The following is a 21503-nucleotide window of genomic DNA, read 5'->3' as shown; positions in this document are numbered from 1 at the left end:
GCCAAAAGATATTTAATACCCTACTGTAATTTGTGGATTTTGAATTATGGTAAATCAACAAAAGTAGGTGTATTCAAAAAACTAAAGTGTTACACATTAAATCTAAGGTCATGAACCTAATTAAAATCATTAAAACAAATGTAATGCCCATTCTAGGATTAGGCATTGCAGCAGGATTAGCAACTGTATCATTGACATCAGCAAACACTGATCAGCGACCAAATGCGGAGAATGAATATTGGTTTGAAGTTACCAACGGCCAGCCAGGACAGGAAATCGCACAACCTGATCCGAACTGTCCAAAAATTCAAAATCCAGACTGCGCTCGATTGTATAACGAACAGGACACCGAGCTAAACTCTGAAAATGAAAGAGTGGTTATTCCGGGGCATGAAGCAAATTATGTAGATTACCGAAGTAAGACCATGTAATTTGCTAACGTCTTGAAGACAAAGGGTGGCGGTACGCAAATTGTACAGCCGCCCTTTGTTGAATTCAATAATTAGTAAAAATGACAGGTAAAACTATTCCCGAATATTTTGCGGTATCCCTGATAGGAAAATAACATTATCCGGAATAGGCATGATATAATTAGGTGAATTAGGCTGGATCTGTATCTTTTTATCACCAAGTATTCTTGTCATGTTAATTCCCGCTTTTTCATTTCTGTTCAGCCGTCTTATATCTGAAAAGCGAAGTCCGCGATACAATAAGCTCTTTCTTCTCTCTAACAAGACTAGATCCAGAAAATCAAGTTGTGATATATTTTCCTGCACTTGCACCACTCTATTATCAGTGAGGCGTGACGCCAAAAAAGTCTGGTAAATCTTTTTCGCTTCTTCAAGTTTGTTTATTCTCGCCAGGGATTCCATAGCCATTAGATATACTTCATCGACAGCCAGCCCATTAAATAAGGATAAGGAACCTGAGTAATTACCAATAAATACCGCGTCTCCTTCCCGATATGAAAAAAACGCTTTTAATCGTAAATCATCATGGTCATATTCCTTCATAATCGTTGTGTCGACCAGTGCTTTTGAATCCTTGTACGAAACATATGCCATAATACTGTGAAAAATCACCTCATCGTTGAATTGCGTCATAGGATAAGCAACAGAGGTATTTACATTATTAAAATCTATTAACCTACAGTTGGGCATAATGGCCTGACATAGGGAAAGGCAATCTTGATAACGGCCCATAATTAGATATAGTCTTGCCAATAACGCTTGTGCAGCAAATCTGCTCGGTCTTGTCTTGATTAATACTGTTGTCGGTAATAACTCAATCGCTTTCTTCAGGTCGTTTTCCATCTGTTCATAGGTTTGTGCGACCGTACTACGGCCAACCTTCTGGCTGATATCACTCTTGAGCCGCAAGGGCAAGCCTAAGGCAGAATTGTCAGTCCCCACTGTATAAGTGTCGCAATAAAGCTGAGAAAGATTGAAATAAGCAAAAGCTCTAAAAAATAATGCAGTCCCCTTTAGGTGATCAGCTTCATCTTGTGTACTATTTAGGTCTTCCAAACCATCCAGGACATTATTGGCATAAAAGATTTGCTGGTAAGAATTGCTCCACATAATATCCAGCGAACCTTCATAGATATCCTTATTCCAGACATACGCATTATACTCGATAACATTGGTTAAGCCATCATAGACTTCCTTGGTATAGTAATAATCATCCGCTGACACATGAGCAAGGTAAGGAAGAGCTTCGTTCATTGTTTCTGCCCTGTCCAACAGCGCTCTAAAATCCTTCAATGTACTCGGTATGACCAGTTTTTTATCTGACTTGACCGAGAGAAAATCTTTGGCACATCCGGCCAGCGTGATGACCAATAGTGATAATAATATAATCCTTTTCATCATATGTTAAAGTCCAACGTTAATACCAATAGACCACAGTCTGGGCCTTCCCAAATAACTTTCGTTTGTCATCGGATCAATCTTGGCGCTGTTCGCTACCCAAAGTTGTCCGATATTGTTGACAAGGACAAAGAACTCGGCATTCTTGAACGAGCTGTTGAGCCAGCGATTCCCCAATGCACGAAGGTCAATACCCAGTCTTATATCCTTCAAAAAAAGATAATCTGCTTTTTCGATCAGCGCGCTTGAATAATTGTTTATGAAGCTCCATTTGTCCAGATCAGCCACCTTAGGGATGGCTGGCACATCAGTCGACAATTCATCACCGGGCTTTGTCCATCGTTTGGTATAATCTTCATGCCCTACCCAATTTACTGCTAACGCTGAATAACTGACTGTTGGTCTACGGAGATACCCACCAAATGCATAGAGAATTGAAAACGAAAGATCAAACGCTTTAAATCTCAATTTGTTTACCATCGACCCAGTATACAACGGAAGTGCCGGACCATGATATTGCAAGTCATCGAATGTCATTTTGGAGCGGATAGACGCATAATCTTTACTGATCTCACCTTTATACCAAAATCTGGGACTACCATCTGCCGGATCGAGCCCCGCCCAAGGAACAGAAAAGAGCGGGTTTAAGGGCTTTCCTTCTACGGGTACAGCAAAAGATGAAGCTAATAATGCGCTAGGTGTAGTACCACTATACTTGACCACTTGATTCTGGTTCCAATTGAAAAGCAAGCTTGGCATCCAGTCTATAATACCAAAGTGTTTCCGCCCGTCTATTCGGATATCGATCCCCTCTGTATTCAATGCAGCGGTGTTTCCAGTAAATGAAAAACGTTGTCCTACAAAGAAGCCTGTTGTTGGATCGAGAGCTGATTCTCCGATTAGGTCACGGCCTTTCTTTTGATAATAGTCAAATGATAAGGTGAGATTCTGGCTTTTAAGCGCGAGATCTAAACCAATATTGACTGTGTTCACTTTCTCCCAGCGCAGGTTTTCATTTGGCGGAGTCTGAATCTGAGCCGTGGGTAATCCGGTTAATAAAGAGGTCCCATAACGTGCAGTGCTATACCTAGTGAGTGATTTATTGACATTGCCACTATATCCAAACGTCGTGCGGAACTTAAGGTAGTTTATTGCAAAATCTTTAGGCCAAAAACTCTCCTCGGACGCAGTCCACGCCAATCCTGAAGACCAAAGTGGAACAGCGCGCTGGTTGGTATTAACACCAAAGAGATTGGAGGCGTCCTTTCGGGCACTAAAGGACAGTAAATAACGCTGCTTGTATAAATAGCTACCATTAAAATAATAAGATACAAAGCGATCTATACGATCCGTGAAGTTTATTCCAGAGGGGATACTGGATTTTGAACCCACCGGAAACCGTGTAAAGCGCGTACTAAAGTCCACATCTTGGTAGGTCAATGTCTCAGGGTCAAATCCGTACACAGTCGATTTATTACCTACCAAAGTCGTCTGCTTGACTTCGGCTCCAAGCAATAGATTGATATTTGACCGTCCCAAAGTCGTCGAATAGCCCAGTTGTGCCCTCCCTAAATGGGATCGTGTTTTGCTTCGGTCTTTGTCCAAGATAGCTCCTTCTCTGATTGGGAATACCAGCTGACCATTATTCTCATATGCAAAACTATTGATCATGTTGCGCGTATAATAGCTATCGCCATCATAGGTAAATGTCTGCACATCATGTATATTTTGATAATTGTAAAAAAGTTGCGCAGTAAGGCCATATCCTACACGAACATTAGCATTGAGCCCAGCTATGAACTCATTGTGTTCATTATTAAAAAGCCTCTTATCCATTTCGTCCACAGGGTTATAGCTCCAGTCCAGCCGACCAGATTCCTGCTGTGATTCCAAAAATATTCCGTTATAATCGTGGATAATAGGCAGGTAATTGCCATTGTTATCGACAAGCTGTGCATAAGGATAGATATAATCAGCATAGTTCAGCAATCTGTTGTCGTTGCTGCCGATATTCCAGGACACAATCGGATTGAAGTCGAGCCATTCAGCAGGCTTAAATTTGGAATTGAACTGCAGCAGGGTTTTATTATCCCTATTTCTCTTCTGAGAAGTAATTGCTTTATTCCATGTCAGAGAAAATAGATTAGAAGACTCTGCCGTACCATTGCTGACCTGTATATTATATTGTTGCTTAAACCCAGTTCCGAAATAATAACGGTCAATATCCTTTCGCACATTCTGCTTCTCCAGAATAGCAATCTGGTTCGACACCTCTTGAGGACTTAAAAGCCCTCTATCTCGTTTGAGCAATAATTCAATGACAGGTGTAAACTTACGATAACCTGGATTTGCCTTTTGTGCATTATAATATCCATTGTCATATAGATATTGCTCAAATCCAATAAAATCACTACTATTGAGTAGAAACCGATTGTAGTAACGCTCGGGCACTGATTGCCATGTGTTATACACATTCAGGTTTATTTTAGTTCCTTCATTTAGCTTGGCTGATTTGGAGGTAATTACCAATACACCGTTACCTGCACGCGCTCCCCATATTGAAGAAGCCGCAGCATCCTTCAGAAAGGTAATTGATTCAACGACATTTGGATCCAATGCGGAAATATCACCCTCAAAGGGCGCACCATCCAAGATGATCAACGGTGTGTTGTCCGACTTGATCGTCGAGTACCCTCTCAGGAGCACTGCACTCCGTCCTGAAAGACGAGAGTCTATATTTAATCCACTAACTGTACCCTCTAGACGATCCACCAGTCCCTCCGAAGGTCTCCGATTGAGTTCCCTGTTTTTCAAAAAAGAAAAAGAACCCGTAGCCCGCTCCTTAGGTATGGCTTGATAACCTGTCTGCACCACAGCCTCTTCGAGCTCCTGCGCGCTCACTTCCAGTTGAACCGTATAGCTACCAGCATGGTCAAACTGCACAACCTTTGAATTAAAACCTATGTGGCTAAAGCGTAGAGAAATTGGGTAGGTAATGTTGTCGATATGACTTTTTCCCTCTCCATCGGTTTGAGTCACAACATTTTCATTAACCGAACTTACAGAAGCGCCGACAATGGGCTTTTGGTCATCCTTACTAACCAAATGTATAAACAGCCCAGCAGTTCTCTGACCAAAAGAGCTCATACAAGCAAGTGTGCATATCAGAGAAAGAATCCACCTATTCATTGCTACCTCCCTCCTCTATATCGCGTAGCACAAATACTTCCATTGGAATAGTTTCTAGTGCTGCTTTGTACCCTTGCGGTAACAAAAATGCATTTATGCCATCAAGGTTATCAGGCCACTGATCAGGAACCTTAACAGCTCTAGTAAAATCGTCGGTTCTGTTGATCCAGGGGATGCCATTGTCATCCGATTCACTTCGGTAGTCAAGCTGATCAATCAACTGATACAATGGAAGTTTCTTAACCAATTTACCAGACAACATATGGGATGTAGATGTTCGGTTATCGCGGACGACATACGCTTTGCGGACACGTTCTTCAATTTGTCCCTCTAGACCATATTTCTGACCAAAATAATTATTCAGTTCGTGGAGTAAGTCTTTTGATAGCGATATTTTGTCTCTCGCAGCCGAGTAAAACTGCACCCCATAGATATGAGCAGTGCTGTCCGCATAATATAATTCCGACGAAACCTTGAGGAGCTTATCTCGCCATTTAGTTTCCAAGAGAAACCAGTTGTTTTTGCGGAGATCGGGACGGGCAATACCTATAGCGGATTTAAAGATATCTATTGGTCCCGCATTGATCGTTGCGAAAAAGCTAGGTTCGCCCTCTCTACCTATCCGATAGCGTGTTTGAGCAAGAACGTCTTTTAGATACCCTGTTATTGTAAATGAACGTTGTAGTTCGGGAGTTCTAAAGATCAAGCGGTCTTCCAAGAAATTATCTTGTATATTAAACGATACCCGGTCTTGTCTAACCCTAGCGGGAGCAATTCCTTCATTCAGTATTTTATCGATATTTTCTTTTGTTACCTCAGTCGCTTGAGTTGTTGCAACCACTTTACCTTCACTGATCCAGATATAGTATGGAATCCAGGCATAAGGAAAATACGTGAATAGCGTGTGTTTCGTATCAATAAAAGAAAAAAGCATATAACTATTGTCTTTAAGATACCAGTTCGCCCTGTCCTTTTCTAAAGTGGACAGTAAAAACGCTACGTCGGGATACTCATGCTGTAATTGTTGGATCCAAGGCAGCCCTTCCAGACAACTTTTACAGGTAGTAGCCCAGCAGTCTATCAAAATCAGCTTTCTCTCTTTAAAATCTTTTAGTTGAACATATTGCTTCCCCTCGGGGTGGTTTGCAACAGGTAGCATCAAGTTCCATAGTTCATCAGGAACTCTATCGCCGATAAATAGACGTTTAATCTCGGATGACCCATCCGCCCCGCTGTCCTTGCGGGGCGTCTGAGCCGATAAACTAAACATATGAAAACTAAAAACCAGCATGAGCAGTCCACTCGTCAGCGAAAACTGGGATCGGTGCACTACCTTATCCAATAAGGCAGACGCAAGATTTGATATAGTCCTCATCTGCTTATTGATTAATGGATTCGCTGAAAAAATGGTGAATACGCTTTGTGATTTCCAGCTCCTCGAGACTGCTCAGTGTGGTTTCAGTCCCTGAGATATCCACCTGTTGCATATCGATGTGACCGATATGCACGTGGAAGTAAGCGATGAGTACGCGCAGCACATCAGCTGCAAATACCTGCCTATGGCAGAGCTGTAAGACATTTCCGCTTTTCTTGTAGCTGGATGTGTTTTTTAATATCGTGTCGAACGAATTCTGGAGGGTATTGATATCGTATTTTCTCCAGAAATCGTTGATTTTTTCTATAGGATTATATCCATGATCGTGTGCTTCGTATACGGCTAGCTGCAGCGCGAGCACATTTGCATATTTTTGGTTCATTTTTAAGGTTCATAAAGATGACTTCGGCCACATCCTGCCATCTGGATCGGACATAGCTTCCCCCTTAGCAAAAAATTTTGCATTCCAAAGAGGTGTCATTGCAGGGAGTTCACAGTCCTTGCAGGTGTCACAAATTAAGAATTAACAAAATCCCGCAAAGCGCCTCAAAACGATTACAAAGCATTGATTAGGGGAATATTATGGCGCTTCCTGCCGGGACAGGTAAAAAACCGATCTGTAGTTTATAGAAAAACTATACAAAAATTCCTTTATTTATTTGGAAGAATATATATTAAGTGCTACCTTTAAGTTATCGACGCTTGAATAGAGCAATTAACTTTATTATTAACCAGATCAAAAAGGGATGTTGTATACAGACAGATCGGAAGACCTTCAACTAGGGAGTACTTATTACTATCCTATCGACACATTACAAACTGGCGATAGCAGCCCTCTCCTGTTTCGGTTTTTTAATGATTAATAATCTATTCTGGCGCGCGGATAGTGTTCTTTATAGGAATGGTGTGGGCGTACCAGTGTTCTACCTCCTGGAGGTGGATTGGATACTGTTTGGGTGTGTTTTCTAATCGTTTCATCATAATTTTTTTGGTTATATACGAAACGATGATTGCTCGAAACTAAAGGAGATGATTAGAATTGGTGATACTGCCAGTAATGCAAACCTCTTTTAGCTTGGTCACTTTTCGGCCGCCAGACCGCTCACAACTTAAAGTCATGAGTACCCCAAGTTTGTCAAGAGATCGCCTTACTGGACTTACATATCATATGGTAAATATAACGAAATCCAGTCAATAGGCGAACTCAAGGTTAACTCGTGGGTTTATTCTGGCGGAACGTGACACGAGCAAACATCGTAATAAACGGAAATATTATTCCGCTTAACTAATTCGCTATTAATACAAAACAAACTTACAAATAGTTTTTGATTTTTCAAAAACTAAAAAACAAAAATTTTATACGAAAGATGGATTGGAAAGAAAACCTCGCTAAAATTATAAACGATTCGGATTTTTCTGACAGGGAGATTCATGCTTGGACAAATATCTCAACATCCGTGATAAGTAATATGAGCAATCAAAAACATGAGAGTTTTAAGGCTGAACAATTTATCAGACTTAAGCTTTTATTGAATAAAAATTATGAGGATTTTGTATATGAGATCTTTGGAAAAGAACACTTTTCGGAAGTAATAAAAATTGAAAAACACGCTAGTTTAACACCTATTGGAAGAATTCTAACGGATAAATATAGGCTTGAAGTAGTTTCAAAGAAAGAATTATGTAAGGCAACAGGAATCTCTTCTCATCGAATTACCTATATTTTAGAGAACGAAGATGAAACTATTAAGATCGACGAGTTAACGAAGATAGAACTGGCATTGGGGTTAACCGTTGGAACCATATCAAGCAAAAGGTTTTCCAATATTAAACTTAATTCTAGAAAACAGTATGAAACGATTTTAAAAAAGTTGAGGGATGTTTAAAAATAAACATCATAGTTATGGCACTAAACTTTTAATAGAATTAGAAGATAGATTGAATGAGGACAAAATGACAAAGAAAATATCTAACGTAAGTATTAGCCAAAAAGCTTCAGGAAATAGACAATTCCGACTACCTTTTGATTAGCAAAAGATTTTGGGTCATATTGAAATATTTATAGTAAAGAACTGCCCTATTGTAAATGGAAAATAAGAATGCAGCAAAATTGGTAATTTGGAGTGCAACATATTTGGCAATAATAAATACACAATCCATTTCAAAAGTATGCTATAAAATTTATTTGTCCAAGAATGATTTTCTATTCTGCAATCTATAGCTTTCTCCTGTTAGATTTATGACTTCGCACCGAAACAAAATTCTATCTAAGAGTGCCGTTGCAATCACCTCATCTTCGAGCATTTTAGCCCATTCAGTTGGTTTCTTATTAGTGGTTACGATAATAGATGTTGATTCATATATTTGATTAATAAAATTAAAGAAGCCAACTGCAACATTTTTTTCTAAAGGGAAAAGCATAACATCATCAATAATGATTAGGTTAGCTCGTACCATTTTTTTGTATTCTGCTGTTTGCGAACGTACAAAGTCCTTGGTTTTTAAGGTAGAGACTATTTCTTCCATAGTTCTAAAGTATACATGATACCCGGCCTTTACAGCATCCTTGGCTAACCCTGCCGCTAGCATTGTTTTTCCTGTACCACTTGGTCCCATAAGAACTAAGTTAAAGAGCTGATCTATCCAGTTAAGCTCCCTAAGGGGGGCGAGTCTTTTATCAGTAAGTCCATTACGTTTAGCATCATAGTTTAATAAATCGTTATTACGGGGAAGAGCAGCAGATTTCATACGTCTAACTTCATCTCTTTGTTGGCGATGTTGCTGCTCTGCTTTCAATAACCTTGTTAGGAGCTCTAAATAGCCAATATCTTCACTTTCAGCTGTAGCTATTATTTGATCCAAATTTGCAGCAACCGCTGAGATTCTGAAGTCTGAACAAAGTTGTTTTACCAGTTGTTTTTGATTTTCCATTGTTATATTTTTAGTAGAGTTATTAGTTTTTCACTGCCGTATTACCGACAGGGATATTATTATTTGTTACCAAAAAGCAATTCATAATCAGTTAAATCACTTTTCTGAGGTTCGAGTTCCATTTGGGTGTTATTGCTTGCCGAAAGTGGGTTGAGCCTGATAATTTTGGTTTCCAGTTCCGGTTTATGGATTTTTTCTGAGCGGATATAATCTAGATAAGCTTTAAAGTCCGTTGCGCTTAGTATATTATTAGCATGAACGTAATCTAATGCACGTGATATATCAAATGCATTATTGTTTTCTATGACACGCTCAATCATTTGTATCTGATCACGTATATATCTTTTTTTATGGAGTTTTATCGCAATTAACCATTGCTGAGCTTTTTCTATATTTTCGAATAAAGAAGCTGTTTGATAAATCAGTTCTGTTACCTTTGGCTCCATATTACGGCCATGAGTACGCAGAATGATCTTTTTCCCTTTTAAAGCTGAAACTTCATGTACGCAGATTTCTTTTCCTGAGAGCTCTGTAATGTGTAATTTACCATGCTGCTCGCTAAGGTGGACTTTAGTAGTACCAGCGTTATATGTGCCAATTGGAACACTATAGAAATTACCCTTATAAGACACCTTATTATCTTTATGAACAGCATAAATCTGTTTTTGCGGTGGCTTGGGAAGCACTTGGTGATACTGTTCTAAAAACATCTGCTCTTTAGCAAGTTCTTCTAGTGGAATAAGTTTGGTTGTACCATGGGGCAGATTGTTGGCCGTACGGTGCAGCCAGGCTATACATTCATCATTAAGCGTTTCAAGATCACGATATGGCCTATTATATAGAAAGTTCTGCTTTACATATTTAACTACGTTTTCTACTTTACCCTTGCTTTGGGGATCGGATTTTCGACAAAAATGAAGCTTAATTCCACGCTCTCGCACATAATTCGAAAACTCGGAAGTGAGTACTATGTCACCTAGATTTTCACAGACGATAAACAATCTGTCCTGATCATAAACGATTTCTTCAGGCAGACCAGCAATAAACTGAAAAGCTTGTTCATGTGCATCAATAACCATTGCCGTGGTAAAAGGAATATCACTAAACAAAACGAACTTATAACGGCTGCGCGATAGAATGAAAGTAAAGAATTGTACTCTCTTTTGCTTATTTGTTGTGGTGGTCATATTATAAAAACCAAAGTCTACCTGAGCTTGACTACCGTAAGGAAGCTCTTCAACCATCTGAAAATCACGAGCAGAGCTCACTTTAGGAATATTGAATTCCGCCCGAATGCCTTGTACAAAGTTGAATACTGTTTTGGCACTAACTGAGGGAAAGTCAGGGTGTTGTTCTTTAAGCCAATCAAACATTTGTGCGGCAGAAGTATCATGGTAGAGCTCCAATTTTTCCCGTACAAAATCTCGAAAGGGATCAAGAAGTTTTTTCTTAGAAATAGGCTGTTCTAGTTCTTTTTGGTAACTTCGGTCGTCTTTGGATAAGAGCTTTTTTACCGTGCGCCAATTCAGTCCTAAATGTTCTGAAATTTTGCGTATCGAATTACCTTCTCGATACATTTTGTGAACCTCATGATAGGTCATAAGTTTATTTAAATAATAGTTCATAATTACTTTGTCTTATTGCTATGACAAAGCTTGTTTTTTCTTTTGGAACTCTATGTTCCAAAAGATGAACTATGTATTTATTATTGCCAAAAATGCTGCACTCTTTATTGCCAAAAATGCTGCACCATTCTTGCCATTTTTGCTGCACTCATAATTACCAAAAATTGTGTATTCTGAATTACCGATTACACCTGCCCGGGCAGGAACCACAACGGTATCGTAGTGATTGGCCAGATCTTCCATACTTCTGTTGATATCAGGTTCATAGCGGTCACTCTTTGTTACGGCCGACTTTAGATTATCCGGTACCAGTGCCTTGGGAACTCCGCCCAGGAACCACAGGCAATCATTCAGCGCTCCAATAAAATTAGGGATTGTTTGGCTACGTACAGCCTTTGCATAACAGTAATTGGAATAAGGAAGACAGGCGACAAATACCTCGCAATTAATAAGCTCACCTGTCTCGATATCAATATAATGCAACTTCTTACCAGAGAAATCGATATAGAGTTTGTCTGCAGGTTCATGTTGCATTACCATGGTTCCTGAACGGGCAGAAACACTAAGTTGGGAAAAGTGATAACAGAACTGGGAGTAACCATATCCCTGGGGATAAGATACTTTGTATTCTTCCCAAAGCAGTTTACGCGTTACGCCAACTCTTTTAAGTTCTTTCTCCAGATGGGGCAAACGCTCTTTGAGATCCTCAAATCTGGGGTCACGATAGGCCGGATTACCTGAATGCAGCAGACCTTCCAGAACTGGATCCTCCAAAGCCAAAAGGTCGGTCATGTTCAACTTTGCCTCACCTATCTTGTAGAGGTAGGACTTTACGGTATTCTTACTTATACTGAGACTGCGGGCTATTGCTTTGATGGCATAGCCCTGTTGGTGCAGCCTGATCATCTGTTTTATCTGACTCATGGGTCTGGTTTTTCCGGCCATTGGGTAATATCATTTTCCCAAAAGTAAAACCAAAATCAGCACCCAGACAAGGGGGCAACATCTTCCGGAATCTAAGAGCTCCCTTAAATACTAAAGGGGTCAATATTCTCCGGAATATATTACTTACTGTATGAAACAGTAGAGGGGTCAGCATCTGACGGAATGCCATGCGATAGCAGTGCTTAAACAAACATGGTATACCTAAACTAAGTCCGGAATTAGGGGGTCAGCATGCTCCGGTCTATGCATGTAACGGGCAGTTACTGCTCAAAGGCGGGATTTGATGCCTTTAGTTCAGTAAATATACAAATTTTGATAGAAGCATAGGAAAGCTTTTATTTTTGTGTAAACCTAAGTATATGTAACTGTTCAATTAACCAGGCTCGTGCCATAAAATATGCTTTCGAGCTACCGGCAATCCTGTAAAAAAAATATTTTTCATTTCCCACGCATACCTGCCTCGATCTCAATCGTCATAGTTATAAAGAGACCGATATTAAATGGCAGATCAATCAAATAAAGACAAGGCAGATCGTTTACTTAGCAAGTATGCAGCTGGTGAATGCACACCGGAAGAAAAATTGCAGGTAAAAGGTCTCATCCATCGAATAGGTTTACATTGCCTTTAATATGGATTGAGAGTTTTAAATATAGATTTCCAAAGCCGGAAAAAAACAGTCTGTTCGTCCGTAATCACCTCTGCATTAGCAAATACACCAGGCTTTAAAATAATCCTAGAATCTTTTGGTGTCCTAAATATCTCCACCTTGGAAAGAAAAATGCTGTCTCGAAATGGAATGGCACTTATTTGTTTTATTTTACCATGTAGGTAACCGAATTCTTCATAGGGATAACCATGAACTTTAATCATAACACTTTGCCCTGTTTTGATTTTGCCAAAATTACTTTGTCGTATGCTCATTTCCCCAAAATATTTTTCATTTTCAGTGTATACATAAAATACAGTTTGATTTATAGGGAGAAATTGCTTTTCCTGTAAGGAGGTTTCATACATCACCTTTCCCTTAATGGGTGAAAACAGAACGTATCTAAGCTTCCAGCTTTCACCTTCGCTTTTGAATTTATTAAAAGCTTGAACAAAGCTTTTTTTATTCTCTTCTATTTTATTATCTAGCTCAGAAAGCTCTTTTTCTTGCGCTAAAGTAACAGAATAATTATTCAATATATTATTTTCAGATTGCGGTAATGCTTTTAATTTACCTAGGAATGTCGCCTCTTGCTTTTTTAATTCCATTGGACTAATAACCTTTCTTTTCGCAAGAATTCTATACTTTTCTATCTCTTCTTCAGCAATTTTGATCTCTTCTTTTATAAGTTCTAGCGATCGTTGATTCTGTATGTTCTGTAGTTTTACATTCTTAATGTCCTCTTCCAATATTTTTCGTTGTCGAAGAGCCCCTCCGCCTTCTTTTACAGCTAAGTACGTCAAATATGCTTGGTAGAAATTTTGATAAGCGTCCTGTAATTCACCCAAACGCAGATTTGAAGGATCGACTAGATTTGCTAATTTTGAAATCTCCACTTTATTTACATCTTCAATAGAGGCCACTTGAGACAATAGTTTTAAGACATCTTCGTGGTTAGATGCGCTTTCCATATATGCTAATGCTTGTCCCATAGCTACTTTTTGACCATCCCTTATTAAAATTTGGGAAATATTCCCCGCAATCCTATTCACAACCGGCTTAGGGTCATTGTCAGTGGTTATTCTCAATTGATTCATAATAATATCTGGATATTTTATGAACATTGAGAAACAAATTATTGTTGTAAAAATCAACAAGACAAGAGCAGTACCTCGTTTTAACAGCCACGACGGAGGTGAATAGATGATGTCAGTAACATCTTCAGAATGTAAATCGTTTTTTTCTTCAGTAGCTGACATAAACATTACAGTTTATTAGAGTTAGATTTATCCCGTGCGACAACTCCGTTGTAGAAACTATATAGAAAACTATAGACAATCAATTCATAAGCTCGATTTCTAGAAGGGAAGAGTCTATTCATCATCATATGGATGTAACTGTCAATCGGAATCTTATCTCCCTTACTGATTTCTTCCATTATTTTTTTTGCAATAGGTTGCATAGCTAGCTTTCTAGCGTTCAAAGTTTTTTTAAAGACTAAACTATTATAGTAACTAACATCAATGAATAGCTGCTCAATCTCCGGTTTGTATTTTCTATACAAATCGTTTAACTGCTTGGGGTTCGCCTTGTCAAAACCGAATTCTGATTTAAATGAAACATCAAGAAACTTTGAGAGTTCAAGTTTGAGATTATTATTATAGCCGAAGACGGATAGTAAGTCATCAATCATACGTAACGAACATTTCCAATTACTGTCTTCGTGAAACGAGTTTTTAATTCCTAATTCAAGGAGTTTCATCGTATAAACGCTATCTATATGAAATAATGATTCAGAAAGTTCCATGAGTTTCTCAGTATATCTTTCTACCTCTCTGGAATATGTATCGAATTGAATTTTATAGATGATTCCTTGCTTTATCAGGGGATTTAGTTTTTTATATATCTGATCAGATACAACCGAAAAATCTTGCGGCTGCGATAACAAAATGCGTAATCTCAAATGAAAATATGGATCAGAATATCTAACAAAGAACCATTTCTGAAATTTATTCTCCCGTTTCAGAAATTGTAGTGCCCTTGATAGTTCGTTGGTCAGGATTTTATTGGCTGAATTGCTACTACAGTATATTTTTACATAGAACCATTCGCTACCCGGAATAAAAGTTCTTTGAAAATTATTTCTCATTTTTCATTCTATAAAAAGGAACGATACATTCATTTAAATAATGACCATCTTCGCTATGTACAAGTAGATCATTTTTATCGAACAAGAATTCTTTTAATTCCAGAATTTTCTTTTTTGATATATGATACTCCCCATTGGTTGGACAACTATTTCACTAAATTAAGATACATTTTTCACTTTATCTGCATATTTTTCATCAGGTGTAACCCTACCGATAGATTTGTGCCGTCGCTCAGAATTATAAAAGGCGATATAATCTCTGACCTGTCGGTAGAGATCAACCCCTCCATTAGGGGGATTGATATAGATTTTCTCCCTTTTGATTGATCCCCAGAACCTTTCAATAAATATGTTATCCAGTGCACGGCCCTTACCATCCATTGAGATCTCGATATGATGATCCTTTAGCGCTTTGGTGAATACGGGAGAAGTGAATTGAGAGCCCTGATCGGTATTGAATATTTCAGGCACACCATAAGTCCCTATGGCTTCCAATAACACATCCCTGCACCATTCCACGTTCATGGTATTGCCCACAGACCAGCCAACAATCTTCCTGCTGTACACATCAATAATGGCAAACAGGTACATAAAGCCACGGAACATGGGGATATAGGTGATATCGGCCTGCCATACCTGATTTGCACGTTCGATTTTCAGTCCCCTGAGCAGATAGGGATATTTGTAATCCGCTTTATTTGCCTTGCTCAGGTTCTTTTTCGGACAGATAGCTCTCAGGTTCATCATGTGGTAAAGACGTCTTACCCGCTTTTCCCCCACTGGATGACCCAAGTCATATTTCAGGTAGGATGTCATCCGTTCCACTCCATAGAAGGGACAGTCAAGGAATTTCCGATCTATCAGCCTCATTATTCTCTGGTTGAACAGCGATTCCCCTTTGGGTCTGTAGTAATAATTACTGCGCGGAAGGCCGATAAGTTTGCACTGCTCCGAAACGCTGATCTTTTTTTCGGACGGGGAAACCAGTTTGCGTTTCGCTTCCATGCTCATTTCCCCAATACTTTTTTTAAGAAATCCACCTGGATCTGTAACTCACCGATCTTGGAATAGAGTTCTTTCTCTTTCGAATCATCTTTCTCTTCTCTCTTTTCACTGGCGAACACCTGTTCGGCATTGGCCAGAAATTCACGTTTCCAGCTGTTGATCTGCGTGGGATGTAACTCATATTTCGCCGCCAGTTCCTGGATGCTCTGTTGCTCTTTAATGGCTTCTATGGCTACCTTCGTCTTAAAGCCTGAACTGAATTTTCTACGTTCCTTTTTCATTTTCAACTGCTAATTTAAACATTTACGCAGTTGTCCAGTTTTTGGGGAGTACTATAATAATTCGGAAAGGAATAAATCAACACTGATTTTACTCGAAAAGTTTATGAGGAGTTCGTTATCTCCTTGTGATAACAAAACTTCCAGTGGAATATTTCTCTTGGCCCGCCACTCTTCAATTAAAGAAGCTCGATTTTTACTTATTTGTAATTCTGCTAGTTCTTCATGTCTGACTTTCCATGTAGCTAACGATAAAATAGTCGAACCTAAACATACCCTTGGGAGAGAATCAGACAAGTTTTTTATTTCACCGAAATTCAATTCAAAACCGCCAAACGTACTTCTATTTTGAAAATCGCATAGAAATTTGTAAACTGGAAGTGTATCATTATAAAAATTATGTGCGGTTGTTAATTTTGGGATAATTTGTTTATCATGCTTTTTGGACCGTAAGAACAATTCGTTATCTTTTATTGACAACATTATATCAGAGACTGGTATTTGAAAATCGTTTTTAACGTTGGTTCTAGTGAAATAGCCAATTTCATACGATCTTATATGTCCTCGTCTCAAAATATTACCTACCCTAGCATTAGGTGGAAGATGAATAATTTCTGCGACTATCGCACTGCTGTTCATTTCAGCCTCTTTGTCTGTTATTTCCTTTACTAACGTAGCTATACCTGAATCCAGATGAGTAAAACGAGATAGTAAATTAGCTCCTCCGGCGCCAATTCCTTTTACATAAAGTAATGGCTTAGCGCCCTCGTTTTTTATTATTTGGAAAAAGATATATAAGGTATCTGGAAGATGTCGTTTATCACTCTTTTTTTGCTTTATGTTGTCTAACGTTATCTGGCGTTGTGATGTATCGAGCAATTTCCCCTTTAAGACATCACTAATCGACTCAGTAGGTTCATTTTTATAATTTTGCTTAATAAGTGCTTCTAATGTCTTAATCAATTTTTGAGGATTGTCTGATTGTCCGTAATTAAGCGGGTACCCCAATCCAATATCAGGATCTAAAACTAAAGATAATGGCATTTCCCTATATTCGTAACGTTCAAAAAATGCCTTTTTGAATTCTTCCATTGGAGGCTTTGGATAAAATGTAGAATTTTCTATATAAAAATCAATGACATCCTCTAACTCGCGAAGTATTTCTTTACCCAAGCAGAGCTTTTCTGCTTTCCTTGATAAATCTACCTGTAAAATAGAATCATAAGATTGAGTTGAGTTTGAAATACCTGCAATTTGGCGATAAACCCTTTCATACGTGGCTATATCGTTATAATCATTAGAATCGAGTTCATTGAGTGATTGTTTTATATAGTTTACCCCATCAGATATCGACCTGTCGAAGCTCTTGATTATGTCAGAAGATATCAATTCATTTGTATCTCCAGGGTTCATTGAGAGCATCACATCTAATTCACTTACCAACAAATTGGCGTCAATCAAATCATTGACAAATTCTTTTGCTTCTGCTGCACTATAATCCAATTTTTCGAGTATAGATATCGAATCCTTAAAACACAAACCATTTTTACTCAGCGAAAGTAAATGCTCCAAAATTGGATATTTCTTTACAGATGATATGGAAAAAAGTGTCTTTTCCGGCTTTATTTGCCGATCAATGTAACGATACTTATTACCAATCTGATATATTGTATTATTGGAATAATATTTTGTGTTTTCCCGTATGTCGTTCCTGGAGTTTAATTCATTATAGAAATTAAAAAGGACCTTTGTATCAATTTGCGTTTTTCTTCGTAATGCTGCATCGACAATAAGTGATGTTTTCTCATCTATTTTGCCGACCGAACATGATGAAAAAAGGCCGAATGGAGTACTTCGAGAAGACATCCTTACCAAATATTTAAAAAAGGCTTCCAGCACTTTGTCACTTTTTTTTGATACACTGTTGGTGTTTTGACTCTCTATGAGTTTAGTAAGCTCTTGATGAAGCGGAGTGGATGCTACGAATATCGCTTCCATAATAAATGGAGTTATTTTGCCATCAAATATGGACAAGGCTATTTTTTCAAGAATGTTAATATCCTGAAAAGGAAGTGAGGGTGTCCGCATGACAAAACTTGAAAAATGAGAATAATATTTAGACATAACTGAAAACTACTTTTCCAAATCTCGGTTCATTATGAAAGGTTTTTGCAACGAATTTTTCGGCTTCTTGAATTTTATATACAGAATCTATAACGATATTGAACACCCCACTTTCATAGTCTGATAAAGCATTCTGCAAATCGTCAGAATTTCCCAAACAGTTTCCAATTAATGAGATATTATTTATAATACAGTGATTAAAAATAGCTGACAAATTATCTTCGGGGCTGGATATTTTATCGTAGTATTTGTTTTGTTGGTACATGCCACAGCTAATATATTTCCCGCCGTTTTTTATCAAACGTACAGTCCGGGCCAAATGCAGATCATAGAATGGATCCACTACAGCATCAAATTTAACATTGATAATTTCTGGGTTCAATAAATCATCCAAGGAATAGACTTCCTTAACGCCTTGCTCTATCAACTTTTCTTTAATATCTGAGCGTTGAGAAAGAGCAAATATATCTACATCATACTTCCTTAATGCGTTGATAACAGCTAAAGAGGTATTTGATGAACCTGCGGTAACTAGAATAGTCTGTCCTTTTCTGGGATCGAGCTTTCTGACAATGCTATAGGCTGTTTGGCCAGATATAGTAAAAGCAGCAGCTACCTCGGTTGGTATAGTGTCAGAGATTTTTTTCAGATATGCGTAAGGTAATTTTTGGTATCGTTGGGAAGCACAATTTGTGGGAAGCCCTCCAAATGAACCATCTATCTTAAATGGATACGAACCATCGCAAATTACCCTATCCCCAGGTCTCAGTTCAGGTACACCTGACCCAGTCATTATTACTTCGCAGACAAAATCAGATCCAAATGGATAGTAATAGTATGCTTCTTGATCCATTTTTTCTTTACAGGTATCCTTAAAAGATAGAATAGCAGATTTATCGCGATAATTAGCAGAAAAAGCTAATATTTTGAAAATGACCATTTTCTCGTCTCCGTCACCTAATTTTGGTGGATCTATGGTTTTAATAAAACCAAATGAAACCTCCTGCCCGGAAATTTTTGTTTCAAAGAACTTGATACAACTTTTGCTGTGTTTAAAATTGGGGCTACAAACTGCTAATGTTTCCATTTCTTTTAATATTTTTTAAGTTTCTATTTTAAACCTAACTATCCTCCCAATTCGAGTTGGTTTTTCACGAGATTAAAATAAAAGCCACGTAAGGCAGTTAATTCTTCATGATTTCCTTGCTCTACTATCTCTCCGTTGTTCAGGACAATGATATTGTCGGCATTTTTCACAGTACTAAGTCTATGTGCTACGATGATTACAGTTCTTCCAGTATAAAATGTATTTAATTTATCCATGATCTGGCTTTCATTTTCCGAATCCAGCGCGTTTGTTGCCTCGTCTAAAAAGAGATAATCGGGGTTTTTGTAAACAGCGCGTGCTATCATTAGCCTTTGACGCTGTCCTTGACTGACCCCTTTGCCGGCAGTACCTATTTTTGTATCTAGTCCGAAGGGCTGCTCATCAATGAAGTCAGTTAAATTGGCAATTTCTATCGCCTGTTCGATCCGACTCCGATCGGGATAATCCTCACCGACAGCAATATTATTTTCTATTGTATCAGCGTACAGGTAATTTTCTTGCATAACACTACCACAGCGGTCACGCCAGGTAAAGAAGTTGATCCGGTCCAGTTTCTTTCCGCCGATTAATATTTCGCCAGCTTCATTATTGTAAAATCTTAACAATAACTTGAGAATAGTGGTTTTACCACTTCCACTGGCGCCAACAATTGCTGTTGTTTTGCTTTCAGGAAAAACTAAATTAAGATTTCGAAACAGAGGCTTGCCGACCGCCCCGAAATACCCAAATGTTAGATCCTTTATTTCAATAGTTTTACTTTTGGGTAATTCATTTAAATATTCTTTATTTATGGCTTCCTCCTCCTCGGCATTATAAATTTCGTCGAGACGTTCCAAGCTTATCTTAGCATCTTGATAAGCCCCCATGAAACCTAAGATAGACTCAACAGGTTGAGATGCCATTCCCACGATGTACTGAATAGCCATCATGCTGCCCAATGTTATTTCTCCGTCTATCACGGCTTTGGCACTAATATAGGTTATCAAGATCCCTTTTGCCTGATTAATTGCCATCGAACCTATTGTTTGATATTGGGATAGTGTAAGGCTTCTAACCTTGAAATTAAAGAGTCTAGCTTGGAGAGCTTCCCATTTCCAACGTTTTTGCTTTTCGGCGTTGTTAAGCTTAATATCTCTTATACTTTGAATCATCTCCACTGTATAAGTTTGATTTTCTGCTGCGATCTGAAACCTTTGTTCGTCCAAAATCCTACGTGGATTCATAAAGATCCAGATCCACAGAACGTAAAGGATCGTTGAGATTAGGAAAACTATAAATATAATTTTATGATATATTGCCAGAACGACCCCGAAAATTAAAATATTGACTAATGAGAATATCGTATTGAGTGTTGTGCCTGTTAAAAAAGACTCAAGACGTTGTTGATCGACGAGACGTTGCATAATATCGCCATGAGTCTTCAAATCAAAAAATTGAACAGGAAGTCTCATCAATTTGATCAACAAATCCGTTAGAATCGAAATATTAACCCGTGTAGTGATGTGCAATAAGATCCATGAACGAAGAAAGGCCACTGAAATCTGACCAATGAACAACATCAATTGTGCAATCAGGATCAGGTTAATGAATTTAAGGTTTTTGGTATGTATGCCTACATCTACTACAGATTGTGTTAAAAAAGGAGTGACTAACAAAATAACCGTACCTAAAAGCAATCCTAAGATAAGCTGTGTGATCAAAGAACGGTACTTTGAAAAATATCTAAATATTTTTGACCATTGAAGCTTTTTATTGTCATTTTCCGCAAATTGATGGAAATCAGACGTTGGGCTTAGTAAGAGCAACGCTCCCAATTTCTCTGTTTGAGAACCAAGCCACTTTTCTTTCATTTCTCGTACGTTGACAATAGGTAAACCCAGTGCAGGATCGGAAATGTAATATTTATCACCTTTAATCCTATATAACACTACAAAGTGGTTTTGATTCCAATGTAAAATGCAGGGCAAGTCAATTTTTTTGATATGTTCGAGTGAAGTTTTAATACCAGATGATCTCAGCCCCAGACTCTCTGCGGCTCTACTTAGCCCCAGAAGTGTCACCCCTGTGTTAGTGGTTTGACAAAGCCGTCTTATTTTTTGTATTGGTATATTTTTTCCATAATATTTGAAAATAATACGTAAACAAGTGGCTCCGCAGTCCATCTCATCAACCTGTCTATAATGCGGGAATTTTTTCGCCATTAACTAAGTGATATTTATTCCAGATTGTAAATTATGAATAGCAATATATTTTTATAAC

16 protein-coding genes are annotated in these 21503 nt (G+C 38.2%); 2 read left to right on the top strand and 14 right to left on the bottom strand.

All coding sequences use genetic code 11. The annotated features are described in order from the left end of the window. Positions 1-110 precede the first annotated feature (110 nt). A complete protein-coding gene (locus FGL37_RS18530) occupies positions 111-431 on the top strand; it encodes a hypothetical protein (protein WP_028070920.1) in 321 nt (106 codons plus the stop codon). Between the two features lie 93 nt (positions 432-524). Here FGL37_RS18530 and FGL37_RS18525 read toward each other — a convergent pair whose 3' ends face one another. Genes FGL37_RS18525 through FGL37_RS18510 form a run of 4 tightly spaced genes read right to left on the bottom strand, consistent with a single transcriptional unit; the run spans position 525 to position 6814 of the window. After that, the gene (locus FGL37_RS18525; protein ID WP_028070921.1) at positions 525-1871 is read right to left on the bottom strand and encodes a RagB/SusD family nutrient uptake outer membrane protein; all 1347 of its coding nucleotides are present in this window, start codon (positions 1869-1871) and stop codon (positions 525-527) included. Between the two features lie 3 nt (positions 1872-1874). Next, positions 1875-5015, bottom strand: a complete 3141-nt coding sequence (locus tag FGL37_RS18520; protein WP_160169517.1) for a SusC/RagA family TonB-linked outer membrane protein — start codon at positions 5013-5015, stop codon at positions 1875-1877. 34 nt (positions 5016-5049) lie between these two features. Next, positions 5050-6432 carry a TlpA family protein disulfide reductase gene (locus FGL37_RS18515; RefSeq protein WP_037533844.1) on the bottom strand — a complete coding sequence of 461 codons (1383 nt, stop codon included), beginning with the start codon at positions 6430-6432 and terminating at the stop codon, positions 5050-5052. A gap of 4 nt (positions 6433-6436) precedes the next feature. Then, entirely contained in the window at positions 6437-6814 is a 378-nt protein-coding gene (locus FGL37_RS18510; RefSeq protein ID WP_028070923.1) for a hypothetical protein, read from the bottom strand. Positions 6815-7799: 985 nt separating this feature from the next. Between FGL37_RS18510 and FGL37_RS18505 the strand changes: the two genes are divergently transcribed. Further along, positions 7800-8318, top strand: a complete 519-nt coding sequence (locus tag FGL37_RS18505; RefSeq protein WP_028070924.1) for a helix-turn-helix domain-containing protein — start codon at positions 7800-7802, stop codon at positions 8316-8318. Between the two features lie 295 nt (positions 8319-8613). Here FGL37_RS18505 and istB read toward each other — a convergent pair whose 3' ends face one another. The 10 genes from istB to FGL37_RS18455 all read right to left on the bottom strand — a co-directional run bounded on the left by istB (position 8614) and on the right by FGL37_RS18455 (position 21445). Then, positions 8614-9363: an IS21-like element helper ATPase IstB gene (gene istB / locus FGL37_RS18500; protein WP_028070925.1), complete on the bottom strand. Its 750-nt coding sequence runs from the start codon at positions 9361-9363 to the stop codon at positions 8614-8616. 59 nt (positions 9364-9422) lie between these two features. Next, complete coding sequence (gene istA / locus FGL37_RS18495; RefSeq protein WP_051607125.1) at positions 9423-10988, bottom strand: IS21 family transposase; 1566 nt, start codon at positions 10986-10988, stop codon at positions 9423-9425. A 69-nt stretch (positions 10989-11057) separates the two neighbouring features. Further along, a complete protein-coding gene (gene istA / locus FGL37_RS18490) occupies positions 11058-11912 on the bottom strand; it encodes an IS21 family transposase (protein WP_160169518.1) in 855 nt (284 codons plus the stop codon). Positions 11913-12558: 646 nt separating this feature from the next. Further along, positions 12559-13839, bottom strand: coding sequence for an HlyD family secretion protein (locus tag FGL37_RS18485; protein ID WP_160169519.1), 1281 nt, complete (start codon positions 13837-13839; stop codon positions 12559-12561). Between the two features lie 5 nt (positions 13840-13844). After that, a complete protein-coding gene (locus tag FGL37_RS18480) occupies positions 13845-14729 on the bottom strand; it encodes a thiopeptide-type bacteriocin biosynthesis protein (RefSeq protein ID WP_028070927.1) in 885 nt (294 codons plus the stop codon). A 159-nt stretch (positions 14730-14888) separates the two neighbouring features. Then, a complete protein-coding gene (locus FGL37_RS18475; RefSeq protein WP_028071708.1) occupies positions 14889-15740 on the bottom strand; it encodes an IS3 family transposase in 852 nt (283 codons plus the stop codon). After that, positions 15737-16015 carry a transposase gene (locus tag FGL37_RS18470; RefSeq protein WP_028071709.1) on the bottom strand — a complete coding sequence of 93 codons (279 nt, stop codon included), beginning with the start codon at positions 16013-16015 and terminating at the stop codon, positions 15737-15739. The genes FGL37_RS18475 and FGL37_RS18470 overlap by 4 nt, the downstream gene beginning before the upstream one ends. Positions 16016-16066: 51 nt before the next feature. Next, positions 16067-18136 (bottom strand): lantibiotic dehydratase family protein, encoded by a 2070-nt coding sequence (locus tag FGL37_RS18465; RefSeq protein WP_081817983.1) that lies wholly within the window; start codon positions 18134-18136, stop codon positions 16067-16069. Next, the gene (locus tag FGL37_RS18460; protein ID WP_037534209.1) at positions 18129-19223 is read right to left on the bottom strand and encodes a quinone oxidoreductase family protein; all 1095 of its coding nucleotides are present in this window, start codon (positions 19221-19223) and stop codon (positions 18129-18131) included. The genes FGL37_RS18465 and FGL37_RS18460 overlap by 8 nt, the downstream gene beginning before the upstream one ends. A 38-nt stretch (positions 19224-19261) precedes the next feature. After that, positions 19262-21445: a peptidase domain-containing ABC transporter gene (locus FGL37_RS18455; RefSeq protein ID WP_028071661.1), complete on the bottom strand. Its 2184-nt coding sequence runs from the start codon at positions 21443-21445 to the stop codon at positions 19262-19264. Positions 21446-21503: the final 58 nt, after the last annotated feature.

The sequence above is a fragment of the Sphingobacterium thalpophilum genome, assembly GCF_901482695.1.
Taxonomy (GTDB): Bacteria; Bacteroidota; Bacteroidia; order Sphingobacteriales; family Sphingobacteriaceae; genus Sphingobacterium; species Sphingobacterium thalpophilum.
This window is presented reverse-complemented; position numbering and strand designations above follow the sequence as displayed.

Coding starts and splice junctions, on each gene's coding strand:
- FGL37_RS18460 (WP_037534209.1), bottom strand. CDS start 19,223: ATGGAAACATTAGCAGTTTGTAGCCCCAATTTTAAACACAGCAAAAGT.
- istB (WP_028070925.1), bottom strand. CDS start 9,363: ATGGAAAATCAAAAACAACTGGTAAAACAACTTTGTTCAGACTTCAGA.
- istA (WP_160169518.1), bottom strand. CDS start 11,912: ATGAGTCAGATAAAACAGATGATCAGGCTGCACCAACAGGGCTATGCC.
- FGL37_RS18515 (WP_037533844.1), bottom strand. CDS start 6,432: ATGAGGACTATATCAAATCTTGCGTCTGCCTTATTGGATAAGGTAGTG.
- FGL37_RS18470 (WP_028071709.1), bottom strand. CDS start 16,015: ATGAAAAAGGAACGTAGAAAATTCAGTTCAGGCTTTAAGACGAAGGTA.
- FGL37_RS18465 (WP_081817983.1), bottom strand. CDS start 18,136: ATGTCTAAATATTATTCTCATTTTTCAAGTTTTGTCATGCGGACACCC.
- FGL37_RS18505 (WP_028070924.1), top strand. CDS start 7,800: ATGGATTGGAAAGAAAACCTCGCTAAAATTATAAACGATTCGGATTTT.
- FGL37_RS18485 (WP_160169519.1), bottom strand. CDS start 13,839: ATGTCAGCTACTGAAGAAAAAAACGATTTACATTCTGAAGATGTTACT.
- FGL37_RS18530 (WP_028070920.1), top strand. CDS start 111: ATGAACCTAATTAAAATCATTAAAACAAATGTAATGCCCATTCTAGGA.
- FGL37_RS18455 (WP_028071661.1), bottom strand. CDS start 21,445: ATGGCGAAAAAATTCCCGCATTATAGACAGGTTGATGAGATGGACTGC.
- FGL37_RS18510 (WP_028070923.1), bottom strand. CDS start 6,814: ATGAACCAAAAATATGCAAATGTGCTCGCGCTGCAGCTAGCCGTATAC.
- FGL37_RS18475 (WP_028071708.1), bottom strand. CDS start 15,740: ATGAGCATGGAAGCGAAACGCAAACTGGTTTCCCCGTCCGAAAAAAAG.
- FGL37_RS18480 (WP_028070927.1), bottom strand. CDS start 14,729: ATGAGAAATAATTTTCAAAGAACTTTTATTCCGGGTAGCGAATGGTTC.
- FGL37_RS18520 (WP_160169517.1), bottom strand. CDS start 5,015: ATGAGCTCTTTTGGTCAGAGAACTGCTGGGCTGTTTATACATTTGGTT.
- istA (WP_051607125.1), bottom strand. CDS start 10,988: ATGAACTATTATTTAAATAAACTTATGACCTATCATGAGGTTCACAAA.
- FGL37_RS18525 (WP_028070921.1), bottom strand. CDS start 1,871: ATGATGAAAAGGATTATATTATTATCACTATTGGTCATCACGCTGGCC.